Genomic DNA, 19,536 nt, shown 5'->3' with positions numbered 1-19,536 from the left:
GATCATATAAAGGGGTCATATATTTTTATATTGAGTATAAATCATATATGGATATAGTGATGAGTTGTTCAAGTGATTATTATAGAGGTAAAATAATAAATGGATCATTAAACGTATTCACAGGAAAGTTAAAAAGTAATTTAGTTTATCTGAATATTAAGTAATTAATAATATATTCCTAGTTTCCTCATATTATTTTTCAATTTGTCTACCCCAAATATTATGGTTAGCGTCTTTTACTTTAGCCATAACTGTTTCAAATTTTTCTCCATCTTTTCCTTCAATGTTTAATGTTAAGTTTATTTTGTCACCAATTCTCTTAAAATCAAAATTATAGCTGTGTGGCTTTGGTACTCCATCATAAAAGTCATTTGGAATAAAGTGTCGGACTATGGCATAAAATTCATTGTCGTAAACAATAAGAAAGTCATTTTCACCGCATATCGTCTCAAAACTTGTAGCTTTACTGTCACTATAAACTACTTTGTCAAGACCCATTTTTACTAGGTTTTCGTCAGAACCTTCGTTAATAGAATAGAACCCCTTGTCAATACGGATTTTGTTAGTGGAAAGAGAATTGTCAACCGTTACAAATATTTGATTTTGGTCTTTTTTGTTAAGTAAAAAATAAGTCAAAAGTCCACTAATAATTAGTGTAATAAGTCCGAATTTTAAAACTTTTTTTCTGTTCATTATTTTTGTCTTAGTATTATCACAGCCTGACCGCTAATGGAAAAATTATTAACGAAGTGTTGGTTTAATTGAACGTAAAGTTCAATTCAGTCGAAACGAAGCCGATGTGTTTAACAAAAGCTAACTTAAAGAAAAAAGTTGAATGCTGACACATTAGTTGGATATAAAAGCTAATTTTCTACCTAGTATAAAACTAGTTATTTTGCAATGCGATGTTAGTAGAAGTCATTTTATTCTTTCAATTTTTTCATATACAAATACTTTAAAATATTTTTCTTTTGGCTCAAAGCTTAAATTGTTTGAAGTTCTTTGTAACTCGAAAATTTTATTGGGATAAAATTCATCAAACATTTTTGTTTTATAATATTTTCCATAAAAACGAACTGCTTTTCCATTTTTAAAATCTGTAATAATTTCTGGCAAAAAAATTTTGAATTGAATCATATTTTGTGTCCAAATAAAAACAAAAATCTATAAGGTTATCACTATTTTTGTTCTTCTTGTAATCTTCTGTAGTAATAAAATTAGGTCTATCAGTTACAGACCAAACGATATGTTTTACCTCGATGATTTCCGTTTTTTCACTGATCAATTTATAAAATGAAAATCGCTTACTTTCTTTTGTAGTTTGTTTATTTTCGATTAAATAAGATGATTTTTTGTTTTCATTTTTTTTACATCCAAAAGTCAAAAGGATGATCAATAGTATTAAAACCTTATTAGTCATTTTACTTTTTTTTAGATTTAAGTTGGTATGTATAATAATTTCTGCAACTAGACTTGGCTAAGTACGGACTTGAATTGAGCAAGTGTTCAATTCAGAACAAACGAAGTCAAAGCTATTCCACTATTTGTAAACTTACGAAAATATGAATATGGGTATTTTATAGAATTAGAAAAAAATAACTTTTATCAACAAAAACTCCCTAAAATTTCTTCTAAAAAAGAGGCCGTTTTTATACTATTTTGTGTTTTTGTACCTAAAATTGGAGTTGTGCAATAGTTACAGATGTTACCTGTAGTTTTATCTTTTGTAAGAATCCTAAATAAAGTTGTGTTTTTACTTATCTTCTTCGTCAATCCTTAGACCTTTGTACGACAAAACACCCTTTTTCTCGAACCATTGTCGAAGGGCACTCGAAAAAACCCCGAATAAATAGATTATTTTGTTATTGTAAAATAGATGACAAAATAAGAAGTATACTTTGTTGTGTAAAAGAAAAAAGTGGTTGTAAATGCAGAAGATTATTATTTCAGTTCCGCACGTAATTATGTAGCTTTGGATAATGATCTGGAAGTTGAGGTAGTGTTACAGGGTAGACAAAGGCACGGATTGCAAATCCGCGACATCGAGGATAAATATACTGATCTTGAAACTATAGTTCATAAATTTAGACATTATGTTCAAAGTCTAAATAAAGGTTGTTAAATTTTCATGCACATGGAATTTATGAACAATTTTTAGATACAGTCCTTCGAATTTCAGTATATTATTGGAGAAAATACAGTGATGATTATCAAGAGTCTGAAGCCTAATACGATAGTGATCACTTTATATTAACTACAAAATAAAAAGTAAAAAATGAAGAAAATTAAATTAATCTCTTTTTCAATATTATTATTAATATTATGTAGCTGTGCACCTCATAATCATTATTATAAATCATTAGGAAGAGACAATGAAGATAAATTAAAAATTTTTTGTACAGAAAAAGAAAAAATTTGGCTTTTTGATGGATATAGTAGTGATTCTATTTTAATACAATCGAAACATTTTAAAGAACTTATAAATTTCCAAGTTATGGATACTTTATCTTATCGTTCAAAAAATACTCAGAAAACGTTTTTAATTAAAATAAATGATAATAAATTTCATAATCAAGTTAAAGATGATACTATTTCCCTAGAATACAAAAAGAATGGTACTTGGATGGAAGAAAAGTTTATAATAATAAAGGATAATAGAATTAAATAACATATAAGGTTGTCTTTCAGAAGTGTTTTTTCCTCATAGAAACACACAATTTTAAATAACTTAACCCAATAGAGTATTAAACACTATTCATGCCCCAAAAGTTAAACACTTTCTGGGACATTTTTGTGATTTTAAATTCCAATTTTGTTTAATTTTAAAAGTAACAATGCTCATTTTATTTGTGTTTTATAAAAAAGTGATTAATTAAGAAATATCATAAAATTGTACGTTAGTATTTTAAATATTTGTTATTTTATAAAATTCTCTCAAACTATAGCATTTAACGCAAAAAATAATAAGTTAACTAAAGTGTATTTTTTGATGTATCTTGTTCGAGTATCCTTCGACAATGGTCGAAGGATACTCGAACAAACCCCGAAGAAATAGACTATTTTATCCTTAAAGAAAATGACGACAAAATAAGAATTATGCCTTATTGTGCAAAGCAAAAAACCTCCCTAAAACGGTTGCTGAGATTGCCGAAGTATTAAAGAGGTTATTATTTATACTATTTTGTGTTTTGTACCTAAAATTGTGTCGGCTTGTAAATAACCTTTGGAATTAAATCAATTGTCAAATTGTTTGTGATTTCTTTTCGTCTTGGCATAAAACTTTGCTAAAGTTTACCTAGTTTTTAGTTTGCAAAATTCATTGTTAGAAACTTTCCAACTAATTTCTTTTCGTCTACTATTTCAATCTTTGGTTTCATTTTTCTATATCAATATCATATTTGTTCAAAAGTCCTGAAATGCCTAAAATAGAAAATTTTGCTTTTTTAATTCGGTTAATTTCTGGATCAATGGAATAATTGTAAGAAGTCCGAAAGTCGGCTTTTTCCAGTATTGTATGATCAAAAATGGCTTGTGTCAAATCGCAGTTATCAAACACCGCACTTGTCAAGTCAGTTTCTGTAAAGTCGGTTTCTTGTAATTGCGAATTTTTGAAAACCGTTTTTTTGATTTTGATCTTGTAAAATGAAGAATGATTGAGTTGACAACCATCAAACGAAAAAGAAAGACCAAATTCGTTGCAAGTATCAAACCGAAGTCCTAACATTTTGCAGTCTTTGAGCTTTACATTTTGAAACGAAGTATTGTTGAGTTTTGCCAAACTGAAATTACAACCATTAAATGAGCAGTCAATAAACCTAAATTCTGAGAGGTTACTTTCAGTAAAGTTGCAATTATTAAAAATACAGTTTTCGTATTCACCTTTTGTTAGCAAATTATTTTTGTCAAATGTTTTGTCTTGTGTGTATGTTTCTTGCATTTGTATGTTCTATCATTTGGGATGGTGTCGTCTCACACTTGTCACTAATATTGACTTTTTACGAAACTATTAGTCGTTTCGTAAAGAATCAGCTATATCTATATTTCGTAATATTTTTCAAACATACAACAACCATTTAATAAAAATTTAAGGTTTCACTTAAAAACAAAAAACCTCCCTAAAACGGTTGCTGAGCTTGCTGAAGTATTAAAGAGGCCGTTTTTATACTATTTTGTGTTTTTTGTACCTAAAATTAGAGTTGTGTAACAACTATCTATGTTAGTTGATGAATATTATGGTTTACAGTAAATTGTAACTTCTGTGCTTAATTCTGAGGTATTCAAATTCTCAATTAAGTAGGGATATCCACATTTTATATTGAAAACCATTTGAAAAAAAGTTTTTTTCTTTTTTATAATGATTTCAAATTCTAAATAAAAAGTTAATATTTTTTCTTTATAATAATTGTTTTTATTTAGAATAATTTAAAATAAGATGTAGTTTTGACAAAATTTTAATTAATCATGAAAAAATATACAATAGCACTATTTACATTAACTTCATTGTTATCTTATGCTAAAACAACCAATAATGTATCAATTATAACAGAAATTTCGATATTTCATGAGGGTATTTTGAAAGGTAGAGTTACTGCTCCAGATGGACAACCACTTGTTGGAGCTGATGTTAATTTAGGAAATGAATCTACAGTTACTAATGAAAAAGGAGAATATAGTTTTTCTAACTTATCAAGTGGAGAGTATCAATTAATTGTTACTTATAATGGAATTCAGGAGACTTCTCAAGTTATTGTGAAGGATGGGGAGACGACGATTCAGAATATTATTTATTCTTCGGAAGATCAGTTAAATTTACAAGAAGTTATTGTAGATGCCTCTAAGATTTTTGCAGAAAAAAAATCTGATCAAGTAGCAAGAATGCCTCTTAGTAATCTAGAAAATCCTCAAGTTTATACAGTTGTTCCAAAAGAATTATTACAGGAGCAAGTTGCAACAGACTTTAGAGGAGCATTATTGTCATCTCCTGGTGTTACCAATGTTACTTTAGGAGTTGGTTCTGGAGGTACAGGTTTAGCTATGATGATGCGTGGTTTTTCTGGGGCAGATGGAGCAGGAGCTATACGTAATGGTATGGCAACTAATTTTGTATCATTATCAGACCCTGTTAATTTAGAGAGATTAGAGATTATAAAAGGGCCTTCTTCTACTTTATTCGGTTCTACATTAGTATCTTATGGAGGGTTAGTAAACAGAGTAACAAAACAAGCTTTTGTAGGAAAAAAAGGTGAAATAAGCTTAACAGGAGGAGGTTATAATATGGGACGTTTTACAGTAGATTATAATACTCCATTAGACGATTCTAACCAAACTTTATTTAGAATAAATGCTTCAGTATTAAATGAAAAATCTTTCCAAGATCAAGGAATAAACAAAACAATCATGATTGCCCCCACTTTGAAGTATATTGTGAATGATCGTTTTACACTTAATTTTGATATGGAATATTTTCATTCAAATCGAAATAGTACATACGTCGGTATTTCCTCTGGAATTAAAAATCTAGACGAATTAGACTGGGATTTCAAAAAATCATACACAAGCAATGATATTACAAGTAAAGCAGATGTTGTAAACATTTTTGCAGATGCTAATTATAAAATAAATGATAATTGGACTTCAGATACTCGTTTATCTTATTCTAATACAGATAATGATGCAAATTATTTATTTCTTATTGTAAAAGATGGAGCTGGAGATTATTTAGGAAAAAAACTTTTACAAAGGAGATTGATGAATATTCCAAGTAATTTTAATACCATACAGGTACAACAAAATTTTACAGCGGTGCACGAATTCGGAAAAATTAAAAATAAGTTTTTAGCAGGTATAGATTTTACCCAATTAAGAACATCCGATTCACGTACTAGTGTAAATGACTACGATGCATTTGCAACTACATATTTAGGGCTTACAACTCCACAAGTTACGGTAATGAATGGTGTAGCACCAGTTATTAATAGAGATATATATGATGTCGCTTTATCTAAAACTACACGTGCAGCAAATGCAAGAGATACACATACATATAGCGCATATATTTCTAATGTACTGACATTTTTTGATCGTTTAAATGTAATGGCAAGTTTACGCGTTGATCGATATAATGATCGTGCTAATAATTACATGCAAACTGCTTGGTCTCCAAAATTAGGTTTAGTTTTTCAAGTAATTGAAAATCAATTGTCAGTTTTTGGGAATTATATGAATGGTTTCAAAAATGTGGCACCTAGTTTACTTTCAAATAATGTAAAACAAATATTTAAACCTGAACAAGCAAACCAATTTGAAGGAGGAATAAAATTTGAATTATTAAAAGGAAAAATCAATGGTACAGCAAGTTACTATAACATCAAAGTACAAGACAAAGTACGAAGTGTAATTAACGATAAACAAGAAACAGTAAGCGTACAAGATGGTACACAACGAAGCAAAGGATTTGAATTTGATCTTATAGCTAATCCAGTAAATGGTTTACATTTAATAGTTGGTTATGGTTATAATGATAGTAAATTTGAAAAATCTGCAATAGATAAAAATGGAAATACTGTAGAAGGAAATACTCCTGCAGGAGTGCCTCATAACAGTGCAAATTATTGGGTAAGTTATAAATTTAACCAAAGTTCTCTAAAAGGAATTGGATTAGGATTTGGAGGAAATTATTCAGATGGATATTTTTTCAATGATGCAAATACTATCCGAGTATCTGGTTTTCATACAATGGATGCCACAGTTTTTTATGAAAAAACAAAATACAAATTAGCTTTAAAAATGAATAATATTTCAGATAAAAATTATTGGACTACTCTTTCATGGGCAATGCCACAAGAAGGAAGAACATTTTTGGCGAGTTTAACATTTAAGTTTTAACTAATTTATTTGATTCTATTTTAAAAAAGAATAGAATCATTTTTTTTAATATGAAAAAATATTTAAATATACTGTTTTCGATATTCTTTTTTACTCATTTATTTGCTCAAGAGAGTCTGTCAAATACAATAGTAAAAAAAATCCATTCCGATGTTCTAAATGAAGATCGTGTAATTGATATACAGTTGCCTAAAAATTATGCGAACAATACTTACGATTTAGCAAAATATCCTGTCATATATGTTCTTGATGGCGAAAATAATTTTACTTATATAGCCTCTTTAGAGCGCTTTGGTACAAAATTTTTGTACAGAAATTTCCCCGAAATGATAGTTGTAGGAATAAGAAATACAGATCGTACAAGAGATTTTACTCCTACTGTTCCTAAAAATGATTTTACACCACATCAAAAATCTTTTGTAAACGGAGGTGGAGCCGATAATTTCATAAAGTTTATAGAAACGGAGTTACAGCCATTTATCAACACTAATTATCGTACAAATGGATTTGATATCCTACACGGACACTCTTTTGGTGGACTTTTTTCTATTTATACTCTACTATCTAATCAAAGCTTATTTGATGCCTATATCGCATTAGATCCTAGTTTATGGTGGGATAACAAAGTTGTTTATAATAAAGCAAAAAATGATTTTGTAAGCAGTAATTATCAAAATAAATCATTGTTTGTAGCTTTGGCTTACGAAGCTGAGCAAGATGCTAAAGATCGTTTACAGCATGGTAATACAATCCGAAATTTCTGTGAAACGATTTTACCATCCTATCCAAAGAAAAACTTTTTTTATAATTGGAAATATTATCCGGATTATGATCATGGTACAGTTCCAATACCAGCTAGTTTTGACGCTTTAATAAAAATATTTAAGGGGATAGAATTACCTGTAAAAGAAATTCCAAAAAATCCTCAGTTATTAATAGATCATTATCAAAAATTATCAGAGAAACTAGGTTTTTATTTTATACCTGAAGAATCACTTTTAATAGAGTTAATTAAGTATTGCAAAAGTGTAAATAAACCCGAAAGTGCAAAATTTATTGTAAATTATGCATTAAAAATATATCCAAATAACCAGTTATTATTAAAGATGAAATCGGAATGAAAGGATCGAAAAAAAAACAAAGTCTCTTTAATAGAATTATAGCTTGGCTTCACCTTTGGCCAAGTATAGTAGCTGGAATCATTGTTGTTTTTATAAGTATTACGGGGACAATTATTGTTTATAGTGATGAAATAATTGATTTTTCTGCGGGCGATGCAAAATATGTAGAAATTCCTCTAAATAATAAGCATATCTCGCAAGACCAAATTTTTAAAGCGGTAGAAGAAATTAATCCAAAATATGAAATTTCTGAATTTATCTTTTTTAAAGATCCAAAAAGAAGTATAAGATTAAGATGTTTTGATTTAGAGCACAAAAAATTGATCATGCTTTATGTAAATCCATACACAGGAAAAGTACTAATGGAAGACGACACAATACATTTCTTTTTCATAACTGCACATTTACATTCTGCATTATTAGCAGGTAAAATTGGAGGTTGGATTGTTATATTAAGCACCATTATATTTACAATTAGTTGTCTAACAGGTCTTATACTTTGGTGGCCTAAACGCTGGACAAAAACAACAAGACAAGCAAGTTTTACAGTGAAATGGAGAGCAAGATTTAAACGTCTTAATTATGATTTACATAATGTTTATGGTTTTTACTCATTAATCCTTTGTTTGATTCTTGGCGTTACAGGATTAATAATTTTCTTTCGACCTTTGATGAATACAACTATAAAAGTGTCTGGGGGAAGTCCAATTCATCTTGAAGATGTTCTACCAAAAATAGATTCCACAACAGTAACAAAAGATTTTGTATACTTAGCTTATTCAAGTTTAGAAGCAAAGCAAAAAAATGAAATTAGTATGTGGAACCAAGAAGATCCAACAATTGGAGCTTATTCATTTTCATTTGGAAATACAGGTTTACGAAGTGTAGAAAATAAAGAAATGTTAATTTTAGATCGCATATCGGGTAAAGAAATTTCAATTGGTAAACAATATATAAAACACGAAACAACAGAGAATACAGTTTGGCAATTACACATGGGACAATGGTGGGGACAAATTGGTAAATTATCTACTTTTTTGGCTGGAATTGTTGCTACAACATTACCAATAACGGGTTTTATTATTTGGTGGGGAAAACAAAAAAAGAAAAAAAAAAGAAAAATATTCAAAAATTAACATGTTAATACCTAGTTATTTTAAATATTTATATTTCTATCTTTTTGAAATATTTTATGCCTTTTTAATGATCTTAAAAAATGATTTTAAATTATTACAAGTAAATAATATATTAAATCATAAATTAAAATTCACAATAACACAAAAGGCAAACATTGGTTTGCCTTTTGTTATTTTATTAAAACTCTATTAAACTATAGAATTTTACGCAAAAAATAATACATCTAAATAAAGTTGTGTTTTTACTTATCTTCTTCGTTAATCCTTCGACCTTTGTACGACTGTTGTTCGAGAAAACACCCTTTTTCTCGAATAAATCCTGAAAAAACTGGCTATTTTATTATTGTAAAAAATAGACGACAAAATAAGAAATATACCTTATTATGTAAAACAATAAACCTCCCTAAAATGGTTGCTGAGCTTGCCGAAGTATTAAAGAGGTTGTTTTATGTTATTTGTCTTCAATCGTTTTTTAATTCATTTCATGCACTCCGAGGAAGACGAAAGCTTAGTTATTAGCCGTAGTGCTTGCTATCAGAGGTTATTAAATTTTCTTAACTTTTCTAAAGTATCAAATAGCTCGTCGTCTTCATCTATATTTAATTTCTTTATTAGATTAGTCATATTGTCTAAAATTTGATTATTCTTTTCTCTAATTTCATTATTTTTACTCTTACTCTTTGTTAGTAAATGCTTGGTTAATTTCAATGTTAAATCAAACATTTTATTTAGTATGTCTAAAAACGGGATTAATTTTTGAAAAGTTTCTTCTGGAAGTATTTGAGTAATTTCATCATATACTTTTGTCATTTCGAAATCATAATGTATTGAAAGGTTTCTTGTATCTTGAAAATTATTTAGTTTTTCATCCCAAAATAGGTCGAGTATATCTGTTATTGAATTAAATTCATTTGCAAGTTCGGGAATTTCACAATCTATTATTCCCTTGATATCTTTTATCCAAAATGATTTATTTCGATTTACAAAGTCTATTTCACCATTTTTTTTAGTATTTGTAAAATGATAAATTTTTTTATAACCTTCATTTATACATACAATAATTAATCTTACAGAATATATTTTTTCATATTTTGATTTAGAATTTAGATAAAACAGAATAGCTGAGCTAATATCAGATATTAGCAAATTAAGAAATAGTCTGTAATTAACAACTTTTTTAAAGCTATCTAATTCAATTTCAATATTTAAATTATTATTTAATTCATTAATTTTTTCTGTCTTTCTGAAAATTTCATTTCTTAAATAATCAGCATCTTCTATTGATAATTTAAGTCTATTTTCAACTTCTACAAGTAAATTTTTGTTCATTATATAATCTTGGTTGGGAGCATTACAGCTAACGCTCGTCGGATTTGTGATAGTCCAAAATTTAGTAACGAAGTTACGTGAATTTTGGTTTCACAAATCCTATGATGTAGCGCAATTCGTAGCATAGCGGAGAATTGCGTCACATTATTTTATAGCTTAAGTTTCGTAAAAATCATCTTTTATTCGTAAAATTATTTCAAACTTACAACAACCATTTAATAAAAATTTAAGGTTTCACTTAAAAACAAAAAACTCCCTAAAACGGTTGCTGAGTTTGCCGAAGTATTAAAGAGGTTGTTATTTATACTATTTTGTGTTTTTGTACCTAAAATAGGAGTTGTGCAACAGTTACCCGTGTTATACGCAGGCTTTTTTTACCATAAATCCTTAGCTTTTCCTGCGCCTTGTGTTAATACCCAACTTATTAACTCATCAACTGCAACTCTTCTCACATGTCCGGCAAATGTTAGTAGTTTGTTTTTTTTAGGTTTGGGAATATTTTTACTGTCTTCTATATAGTTTTCAACAGTTGAATAAAGTTCTTGAAATGCAAACATTTTATCATTCTGTTCTAATTCTACTATTTCTAAGTTCTCAACTTCTTTATCAATCATTTTGAAGAAAACAACACAAGGCAACTCTGCGGTATTTTTTATTTCAAATGCTCCAACAAAAATGTGGTTAAAAGCTTTTACTAATTTCTTGTCGTCTGAATGGATGTAAAAAATGGATAACTCTGAACCAGAAAGTCTGTCTAGTTTTGCAAAACCTCCTTGGTTTTTTAGAATTTCTCTAATTTGCTTGTCGTGAAAGTCATAAAGTATAAATGCAAAAGACTTTGCTCGTCCATTCTCTAAATGATTTTCACATATTTTTATGAAAGAATTTAGGAAACTATTGAATCCGTGTCCAATTCCTTGTTGGTATCCTTGTTCGTAGATTGGAATCATAATGCAGGGTGTTTAAAGCTTGCGTATGACAGGCCGCGGCTTGGCGATAGTGCGGACTTGAATTGAGCGAAAGTTCAATTCTGACCGAAACTGAGCCAAAGCTGTGAGCCTTTTGGTAAATTTAATAAAAAAACAAAAGCAAACAGCTTTTGGCGGATAAATAGGCGAGAAGTTCAATTTTGCATTTAACCCCGCATTTCGTCAAGCCGATGTTAGCAGTAGTTTTTATATTTTTTCAAACAAGTCACTTGTTATTGGGGATTTAAAGGATTTCTCGTTATGTTTTAAATGGTTAATAACGTAGCCAGAAAAGCCAATATGTTTCAAAATTAATTTATTCAACAGGTTGTTTAGCCTTAAAGTGATTTCAAATATTTTGATGTAGTCTTCTGTATTTTCGTCTGTTTGGATTTTTCTTCCGTGTAAAAATTTATTTCGGTTGTCAATTGCTTCTTCGTCTTCTTTACTAATGTTTATTTTGAGGATTTCAAAAGGTTTTAGTAGCTTATCTCTGTTAGTCGGATTGTTTATTTTATCTATGTTCTTTCTTAAGATTGTAACCGAGTCTTCATTGCCGACATTATTTATATCGTCATTATAATGTTCTAAAACATCTAAAAGACTTTGTCTAAATTTCTTTGATAATCCTTTGTCAGGAATTGGTTTTAGCCCTTTATTTTCTTCAACAATAATGTTTGTGATTTTCTCCAACGCAACAGCATAACCCGCAGGGCGAAGAATTAAACTTGATGCGTTAGCTTCAAGAATAAGTAAAATTAGAATCGTATAGTCTTCTTGTTTGTAAATTTTAGCACAAAGGTCTGAGAAAAGTTTATCGTCAAAAACGTTAAGCTGTTTACCTACTATATTTATGATAGTTTTATCTTTCGTATAGCCATAAGGATTAGAATATATTGGATTGCAAGTGCCTTGAGAATCAATTGAAGGTCTTAATTGCGAATATGAAAAATCTGTTATTGTATCAAATTCTGCGTTATCTGATTTAAAATAATAGGCTTCATTTTGTATGAGGTTTGCCGATAAAAAACCAAAGCCTACCATAATTGAATAGCAGATGTCGGCAAATTTTTCAAATTCAATTTTATTTTTTGAATCAATAATGAAGTAGTATTTCCCCTTTTTTGATTTTTCATAGATTGTAAACTCTTCATCTTCTATTTTTATTACCACTCTTCCAAATGAGTGGATTTCAGATTCGTCTTTGTATATTGACGCTTTTACGTAGTAGTTCAGTTGTGAACTACCTATTGGAATAATAAACCTATTGAATGCTTTTTCTTTTTTGCCATTTTTTAATTCAAGTTTATGTATTTTTCCTGTAAAAACTAATCTCCCTGAAAAAAACTCATTGTGCGTATTCTTTGTAAGTGTTGTTCCTCGCATTGTAATAAATAAATCTTCAATGCGATATGTCTTTTCATTGATTTGTAGGTCTATTTCATAGGACTCTGACATATCGCTTACGATGCTTTCAATGTCAAGAACAAAACCTCCATTTTCATTTTTGGATAATAAAGCAGGTTGGTCTTTTATGTTGTATTTATGGACAGATATAAGTACGCTCTGATTCTCTGTCAAGTTAGAAATATAGTCAAATGAAGATTCAAACTTTGCTTTCGGCAAAGAGTCTACACATTCCTTCATTTCTTCAATTTTTTGTTCAAGTTGTTCGTCCATAAAATTACTGCTAACATAGGATTTTACGAAGTAAAATATAATCAAGTTTCGTAAAAAAACACCTATATCTGTATTTCGTTAAATTCCTCGCTAATATAATTATTTATATGTGAATTAAGACTTTAATAAAATATAATTTATGGTTAGCGAAATTATTAAGCTTAAAATAAAAATATGTAAGTATGGATAGCGAAACTCTTAAAACTGTTCAATAGTATTTTAAACAAAAAAACTCCTTAAAATCGCTTTTAAAGAGGTTAATATTTTGTTTAGTGATATCACATGCATCCTTACAAAACGAAAGCTTAGTTTTTAGATGCAGTAACATTATCCTTTTATTTGTTGTCTAAAATTTATTCCAATCTCCATAATAAGATTATCATATTTTTTTTTCCAATCTATATTATTAGTTATTGTTTCCTGTGTTTCATCTTGTGTAATTCCCATTTCTTCAATTTCATTACTTGATTTATTTTTTAAATCCCTTAGTAAAAATGTAGCAATTTTGAATTTCTCAAATTGTTCAATTAATTCAGATAATTTATTATAATGGGCTTCTTCGATTAATAACATATTATCATCAACAGCATTTTTTGTTAATTGAATCTGTTCTATAAAAGATGGTATTTTTTCAGAAGTTGTTTTTTCCCATAAGAAATCTGCTTGTTGTTTAGTATATAGTAAAACTTTCCATAAATCATTATATAAGACAAATTGTTTTTCTGAATATCTTAGAAATAAACTTTTGGACTTGTCTAATTCACTCTTAGAACTTTCTAACTCTTTTTGATATTTATTTTTAATCTTCTCTAATTCTGAAGAATGTTTATTATTATAATTATCAAGTAGTCTTTTAGATATAAAATCTCCAAACCATTTAGATAGTGCAATTACGATAACTGTTGTGCCTCCAATTGAAGTTACTAATGCTGCTATTAATTTTAAATAATCTGTATATTCCATTATTAATACCTTAAATTGTTATACATCATCCAATCAACTAATTCATCTGGATCTATTCTATTCATTCCAGCGTATCTATTTTTCGTGAGAAGACCAACATTTCGCCCTCTCAAATATATTATGGGTGGAGTTGATGTATACATATTAAACGGACTTAATGAAGAATATTTACTACCATAAGTACTATATTGATTAAATATGGAAGTTGAAGAATACTTACTTCCATATGAACCATATTTATTCATAATTGATTCTGAATCATATTGACTCATTGATAATTTTCCTAAAAATTGTCCATCATTCGCAACTATGAATGATTCATTTCTTTCTATTCTTTCCTTTATATTCTTTAGCATTGTAATGGTCAAATATTATTGCACCTACTGGACTTGGCTTGGCGAAGTGCGGGCTTGAATTGAGCGAATGTTCAATTCAGACCAAGCGAAGCCAAAGCTGTTCCACTATTTGTAAACTTACAAAAAATAAGAATATGGACAGCTTTTGGCGGATTAGAAAACAAAAACGTTCAATTCAGCCAAAACCCCGCATTTTGCCAAGACGATGTTATAGACAGTTATTGATTTTCGTAATCATTGATAATTTCATTTACAACATCTGTTGAATATTTAATCAATAAGATGCTATCGTCATATAGCTCCTTAAGTTCTTTAAAATTAATTACATCATCTTTGTCTTCTACATCTTTGCTGTCAAAATTCGGTGTAACTCCATCATTTTTTACTGGATAACGAAAAGCATAAGATAACTCATCTAACTTGTGAATTTCTTTTTTTAAACTTGTTAGTTTAGTGTTTAATTTATTGTATTGTTTAACTATATCTTGATCTGCATTAAATTTTTTAAAAATTGCTTTCATTTGTATATTAAACTCTCGATGTAAATCATCTATTCTATGAGCTGACTTTCCTTTATATTCAATTTTTGCTTTTATTTCTGATACTTTTTCTAATTCTATTAGATTCATTTTGTATCCAAGTTCCAATGTGTGCCTTATTAAAAAAGCAAGTGGTAATGATATTATAGTAATTTCGCCACCTGTTATTGATTTAAACAACATATCTACAGAGTATTGATATTCACCGAAATACCTCCACCATTCAGATTTATAAGTAAGCTTTTGATCGTAGTTAAGCTCTATGCGTTTCTCTTTCATAATTGCTTATAACATATTATTTTACGAATAAAATATAATCTATATCTCAATTCCGTAAATCAACCTCAAATATACAAACAAAACTATATTATATACTTTATTGTTTAATTAATATTGTATAAAAGAAAATGCTCCATATTGGAGCATTTATTTTTTAGGTTTTCTATAAATAGCCTTCCTACCAGTTGTTTCTTCTGAACTGACCAACTCATCATTTTTTAAGTTCCTCATAACACCAGCGATAGCAACAGAAGTTATATCTTTTGGTACTAATTTTAATCGAATTAACTCCTCTTTTATTTCAGCAACAGTTCTACCTTTATTAAGAAAGTTACTATTTACTATGTGCTCCCTAATTTTTGAAGTCAATTTTAATGATTCTAATCTATCTTTAGGTAATTCATTTAGAGGTTTAAGAGGAATATTAAAATCTAATAATGTTTCCAAAGGATACTGAACCGCTTTTGCATATTCTACGTAATAATCTATATTAGTAGTTATACCTTTTTCAATACTATTAATTGTGTTTTCTGTTATAGTTGTCAATATAGAAATATCTTTTCTAGTATAGTTTAATTCTATACGTTTATACAATAAAGATTTACCTAACTTTTCTCTATAAACAGGTGAAACTAATCTATCTTTTCTATTATTACTACTCAATACTAATGTTATTTTAAATTAATTAGATATAAATTTGCATGTAACAAAATATTTATCTATATTTGACTATAATTAATTAAGCGACAGTTATTAAACTCGAGTCTTGTTATCGAAAACGGCTAATTTAAGATGACGCAAGACCAATAGGGTTGTCGCTACCTCATATTTTGTATATTTGCATTTTATGGGGTGGTTTTCTCTATCGGATATTTCGTCAAAGGTTCTTAGCCGTACCTCGATATAAATTGAAGATAGGAAATTGCCCCTCTTCATATCTTGACTCGTTCCATAAAACCCAACACAAAATGAGAACGAAACAATTTCCATTCATCCGTAAAAAACCACCAGACCGAGTCTGTTCGTTTTTCCCTTTATTTAATAACTAATCCTCCGTTTTTATAACATTTAACGGATCGTAAAGCAAGGGTTCCCCTTTCTTTACACGCTCTCTATCAGAGCCTCGGTAATGAGACTTTGACTGTTAGGTTATACTTTTATTTTTCGCACATTAAAAGTAAACCCTTTATTGCCATTTTCCAAATTTATTGGGGTTCTGCTACCTATTATTTAGATGTTAGATTTTAGTATTGAGAGGATTGTATTATGTAATAAATAGTAGGTACAGATTAGATTTCTCGAAATGACACAAAATCACTTTTTGTAAATGATTATAAAAATGAGGTAGGTTGATGAAGAGCCTTTGAGAATCACTTTAATCGTAAGAATATATGACCACAAGTGGTTTTAATTGTGATACTACTTGATATTCGATGTTGTAGTTAAAGTGATTCGAACCTCTAGAATAAAAATAATTAGATGAAATTATTAGACAAACTAGAATAAAATGAAAAGAAAGACATTTCGATATTATTTTCTTTTCTATGAAACGAAAATCACTCAATGTGACAACAAGATAAAACCTATAATATAAGAAAATATAGACTCACATTCTATCCCCCGAAGGCACCCAAATAAAAAAGTAAATGATCTTTATAAAGTAATAGTGTTAATTTTTTATTCATTTATTAATGTAATTTTTAAAACCAGTTGGAGGGGGATTTATTTTCAGGTAAAACTGCGAGATGCAAGGTGAGGGATATGAAAAGCGAAAAGCGAAAAGCGAAATTTGAGATTTTAAATGAAAAAGAATTTGATTATTGAAAAAGAATAAAACCGTAGAACGTTAAGCGTAGACCGTAAAACTTAATAAATGTGGTTAGAAAATAATAATCGTTGATTGAGCGTAGTCGTGTTGATTGAGCGTAGTCGAAATCCTAAGTATAGGATGCGATTCTTCGGCAAGCTCAGAATGACAAAACCCGTTATAAAAAGTGGATTTGAATATCAAAAAAGAATGATAAAAACCCGACGATTTAGAATCGAAATGATAACGAATTTGATTAATGAAAAAGGATTAAGAAAATGGCATTAAAACTCTCACGTTAAGAAAATGTTTGAATGTAGCGTTAAGATGCGGAATGCGAGGTGCGAAATGCGAAATTCGAGGTGCGGGATTTGAGAATTTATATGACAATGAATTTGAATATTGAAAATGGACTAGAAAATCCGACGATTTAGAATCAAGATGATAACGAAATTGATTATTGAAACAGGATTAGAAAACTGGCATTAAAACTCTCACGTTAAGAAAATGTTTGAATGTAGCGTTAAAAAGATTTTAGCCCGTAGGGTTTGTAAAATGTTTAGCGAAACGAGAATATTTTTAGTAGAGAGGTTTACAGCCAAGAGTTTTTTGATTACTTTTTTGCTCTCAAAAAAGTGATAGAAAGGATATTACTTTCATTTTTTTTCTTGATAAAAAAAACGAAACAAAAAAAATCAAGTCTATGCTTCCAAGTCGGTCAATAACGGCTATTCGCTAAATGTTTTAAATCATTCGCATATGAAATGCGAACAGTAAACCATTTTTAACGCTCACTACGCCGAATTGACACTCGACTTTTCAGCAAGGACGCTTTCTAGAATTCGTTGCTATAAGTGGATTTGAATATTGAAAAATAATAAAAACGTAAAACGTTAAGCGTAGAACATAAAACTAAATAAATGTGGTTATAAAGATTGGTAATCGTTGATTTAGCGTAGTCGAAATCATGAGATTCTTTGATAAACTCAAAATGACAAAATCCATTGTTAAAAACGAATTTTAATATTGAAATTGGATTAGAAAAATGGCATTAAAACTCTCACGTTAAGAAAATGTTTGAATGTAACGTTAAGATGTGCAATGCGGGGTGCGAGACGCGAAATTCGAAATTCGAGCTGCGGGATGAGAGATTTTAAATGACAATGAATTTTAATATTGAAAAAAGGAATTAAAAACCCGACGATTTAGAATCGAAATACAATTCAACTCGAAATTATTGAAATAAAAAAAGTTGGAGTGTTTGAGTGAAACGAGTTGCCAACTTTATGGAAATAATTTAGTTAGTTGAATCATTGAGAGTCTACTGTCGGCATCTTTTTTTGTTTCGTTTTTTGGATGCTCTTCCCCGAAGGACATATGAATTCAATATTCATAAAATAATAAAGACTATGAATAAAAAAATGAAAGTAAGACATTCTTGGACAAGCTCAAAATGACAAAATCTATTGTTAAAAACGAATTTGAATGTTTAAATCAGAATTAAAACCCGACGATTTAGAATCGAAATGTAATTCAACTCTAAATTATTGGAATAAAAAAAGTTGGAGTGTTTGATTGAAACGAGTTGCCAACTTTATGGAAATAATTTAGTTAGTTGAATTATTGAGAGTCTACTGTCGGCATCTTTTTTTGTTTCGTTTTTTTGGATACTCAAAAAAATGAAAATAACGAACAAATCATCTTTCCCATAAACAAAGTTGGCGCGATATACAAGGAAAAGGAATGGCTTATTTTTTTTTGGATGCTCTTCCCCGAAGGACATATGAATTCAATATTCATAAAATAATAAAGACTATGAATAAAAAATGAAAATAAACTAACTGTCATTCCGAAGTAGTGAGAACGAATGAGGAATCTAATACCTTAAGAGAACAAATTGTTGAGATTCTGAGACAAGCCCAGAATGACAAGAAAGAATATTCACCACATAGGTACATAGAACTGATGAATAAAAATGAGAGGATCAAAAGAGATAAATCTTTTAACATAGAAAGCAAATCGCTATGTTTCAGTTTACTGAACTATTTAATTTCTTAAAAGATAGAATTGACATAGAAAAGACATTTCGATAGAATATTCTTTTTCTATGAAACGAAAATTACTCAATGTGACAGCAAGAAAGAAAACAAGTAAAACTTAATAAAATCTATGTTCCTATTGTGGTTATAAAATTAGTGATGATTGATTGAGCGGAGACGTGTTGATTGAGCGTAGTCGTGTTGATTGAGCGTAGTCGAAATCCTAAGTAGACGATAAGATTCTTCGATAAACTCAGAATGACAAAATCCGCTGTTACAAACGAATTTGAATGTTTAAATAAGAATTAAAACTCCGACGATTTAGAATCGAAATACAATTCAATTCGAAATTATTGAAATAAAAAAAGTTGGAGTGTTTGAGTGAAGCGAGTTGCCAACTTTATGGAAATAATTTAGCAAGTTGAATCATTGAG

Annotated in this window: 14 protein-coding genes and 1 pseudogene; 4 read left to right on the top strand and 11 right to left on the bottom strand. The window is 29.0% G+C overall.

All coding sequences use genetic code 11. The annotated features are described in order from the left end of the window. Positions 1–192: 192 nt before the first annotated feature. Together ACMHJW_RS14330 and ACMHJW_RS14325 are read right to left on the bottom strand one after the other, a co-directional pair. Positions 193–693: a hypothetical protein gene (locus ACMHJW_RS14330; RefSeq protein ID WP_413534086.1), complete on the bottom strand. Its 501-nt coding sequence runs from the start codon at positions 691–693 to the stop codon at positions 193–195. A gap of 397 nt (positions 694–1,090) precedes the next feature. After that, positions 1,091–1,420: a hypothetical protein gene (locus tag ACMHJW_RS14325; protein WP_413534085.1), complete on the bottom strand. Its 330-nt coding sequence runs from the start codon at positions 1,418–1,420 to the stop codon at positions 1,091–1,093. Between the two features lie 855 nt (positions 1,421–2,275). Between ACMHJW_RS14325 and ACMHJW_RS14320 the strand changes: the two genes are divergently transcribed. Further along, positions 2,276–2,668: a hypothetical protein gene (locus tag ACMHJW_RS14320; RefSeq protein ID WP_413534084.1), complete on the top strand. Its 393-nt coding sequence runs from the start codon at positions 2,276–2,278 to the stop codon at positions 2,666–2,668. Positions 2,669–3,373: 705 nt separating this feature from the next. Here the strand turns inward: ACMHJW_RS14320 and ACMHJW_RS14315 are convergent. Both ACMHJW_RS14315 and ACMHJW_RS14310 read right to left on the bottom strand, forming a co-directional pair. Further along, positions 3,374–3,724: a pentapeptide repeat-containing protein gene (locus ACMHJW_RS14315; RefSeq protein ID WP_413534087.1), complete on the bottom strand. Its 351-nt coding sequence runs from the start codon at positions 3,722–3,724 to the stop codon at positions 3,374–3,376. Between the two features lie 9 nt (positions 3,725–3,733). After that, positions 3,734–3,937: pseudogene (locus tag ACMHJW_RS14310) on the bottom strand (pentapeptide repeat-containing protein); the annotation flags it as partial. A gap of 524 nt (positions 3,938–4,461) precedes the next feature. On the opposite strand from ACMHJW_RS14310, the gene ACMHJW_RS14305 reads away from it, so the two are divergent. From ACMHJW_RS14305 to ACMHJW_RS14295, 3 genes are read left to right on the top strand one after another with little or no spacing between them, the layout of a single operon-like run. Further along, positions 4,462–6,885 (top strand): TonB-dependent siderophore receptor, encoded by a 2,424-nt coding sequence (locus ACMHJW_RS14305; RefSeq protein WP_413534083.1) that lies wholly within the window; start codon positions 4,462–4,464, stop codon positions 6,883–6,885. A 50-nt stretch (positions 6,886–6,935) separates the two neighbouring features. After that, entirely contained in the window at positions 6,936–8,006 is a 1,071-nt protein-coding gene (locus ACMHJW_RS14300) for an alpha/beta hydrolase (protein WP_413534082.1), read from the top strand. Continuing rightward, positions 8,003–9,142 (top strand): PepSY-associated TM helix domain-containing protein, encoded by a 1,140-nt coding sequence (locus ACMHJW_RS14295; RefSeq protein ID WP_413534081.1) that lies wholly within the window; start codon positions 8,003–8,005, stop codon positions 9,140–9,142. The genes ACMHJW_RS14300 and ACMHJW_RS14295 overlap by 4 nt, the downstream gene beginning before the upstream one ends. Positions 9,143–9,676: 534 nt before the next feature. On the opposite strand, the gene ACMHJW_RS14290 is transcribed toward ACMHJW_RS14295, so the two are convergent. The 7 genes from ACMHJW_RS14290 to ACMHJW_RS14260 all read right to left on the bottom strand — a co-directional run bounded on the left by ACMHJW_RS14290 (position 9,677) and on the right by ACMHJW_RS14260 (position 15,919). Further along, complete coding sequence (locus ACMHJW_RS14290) at positions 9,677–10,471, bottom strand: hypothetical protein (protein WP_413534080.1); 795 nt, start codon at positions 10,469–10,471, stop codon at positions 9,677–9,679. A 374-nt stretch (positions 10,472–10,845) separates the two neighbouring features. After that, positions 10,846–11,421, bottom strand: a complete 576-nt coding sequence (locus tag ACMHJW_RS14285; RefSeq protein WP_413534079.1) for a hypothetical protein — start codon at positions 11,419–11,421, stop codon at positions 10,846–10,848. Positions 11,422–11,646: 225 nt separating this feature from the next. Beyond that, entirely contained in the window at positions 11,647–13,119 is a 1,473-nt protein-coding gene (locus ACMHJW_RS14280; RefSeq protein ID WP_413534078.1) for a hypothetical protein, read from the bottom strand. A gap of 327 nt (positions 13,120–13,446) precedes the next feature. Further along, the gene (locus ACMHJW_RS14275; protein WP_413534077.1) at positions 13,447–14,082 is read right to left on the bottom strand and encodes a hypothetical protein; all 636 of its coding nucleotides are present in this window, start codon (positions 14,080–14,082) and stop codon (positions 13,447–13,449) included. A gap of 2 nt (positions 14,083–14,084) precedes the next feature. Then, positions 14,085–14,438 (bottom strand): hypothetical protein, encoded by a 354-nt coding sequence (locus ACMHJW_RS14270; protein WP_312357564.1) that lies wholly within the window; start codon positions 14,436–14,438, stop codon positions 14,085–14,087. 218 nt (positions 14,439–14,656) lie between these two features. Further along, entirely contained in the window at positions 14,657–15,256 is a 600-nt protein-coding gene (locus ACMHJW_RS14265; protein WP_413534076.1) for a hypothetical protein, read from the bottom strand. A 147-nt stretch (positions 15,257–15,403) separates the two neighbouring features. Continuing rightward, positions 15,404–15,919, bottom strand: a complete 516-nt coding sequence (locus ACMHJW_RS14260; protein WP_413534075.1) for a hypothetical protein — start codon at positions 15,917–15,919, stop codon at positions 15,404–15,406. Positions 15,920–19,536 lie beyond the last annotated feature (3,617 nt).

Source organism: Empedobacter brevis (assembly GCF_965118635.1).
Lineage (GTDB): Bacteria > Bacteroidota > Bacteroidia > Flavobacteriales > Weeksellaceae > Empedobacter > Empedobacter brevis_A.
Note: the sequence above shows the minus strand (reverse complement) of the source record. Positions and strands in the feature narration are given on the sequence as shown.

Coding starts and splice junctions, on each gene's coding strand:
- ACMHJW_RS14330 (WP_413534086.1), bottom strand. CDS start 693: ATGAACAGAAAAAAAGTTTTAAAATTCGGACTTATTACACTAATTATT.
- ACMHJW_RS14325 (WP_413534085.1), bottom strand. CDS start 1,420: ATGACTAATAAGGTTTTAATACTATTGATCATCCTTTTGACTTTTGGA.
- ACMHJW_RS14270 (WP_312357564.1), bottom strand. CDS start 14,438: ATGCTAAAGAATATAAAGGAAAGAATAGAAAGAAATGAATCATTCATA.
- ACMHJW_RS14275 (WP_413534077.1), bottom strand. CDS start 14,082: ATGGAATATACAGATTATTTAAAATTAATAGCAGCATTAGTAACTTCA.
- ACMHJW_RS14280 (WP_413534078.1), bottom strand. CDS start 13,119: ATGGACGAACAACTTGAACAAAAAATTGAAGAAATGAAGGAATGTGTA.
- ACMHJW_RS14320 (WP_413534084.1), top strand. CDS start 2,276: ATGAAGAAAATTAAATTAATCTCTTTTTCAATATTATTATTAATATTA.
- ACMHJW_RS14290 (WP_413534080.1), bottom strand. CDS start 10,471: ATGAACAAAAATTTACTTGTAGAAGTTGAAAATAGACTTAAATTATCA.
- ACMHJW_RS14300 (WP_413534082.1), top strand. CDS start 6,936: ATGAAAAAATATTTAAATATACTGTTTTCGATATTCTTTTTTACTCAT.
- ACMHJW_RS14315 (WP_413534087.1), bottom strand. CDS start 3,724: ATGTTAGGACTTCGGTTTGATACTTGCAACGAATTTGGTCTTTCTTTT.
- ACMHJW_RS14285 (WP_413534079.1), bottom strand. CDS start 11,421: ATGATTCCAATCTACGAACAAGGATACCAACAAGGAATTGGACACGGA.
- ACMHJW_RS14265 (WP_413534076.1), bottom strand. CDS start 15,256: ATGAAAGAGAAACGCATAGAGCTTAACTACGATCAAAAGCTTACTTAT.
- ACMHJW_RS14305 (WP_413534083.1), top strand. CDS start 4,462: ATGAAAAAATATACAATAGCACTATTTACATTAACTTCATTGTTATCT.
- ACMHJW_RS14295 (WP_413534081.1), top strand. CDS start 8,003: ATGAAAGGATCGAAAAAAAAACAAAGTCTCTTTAATAGAATTATAGCT.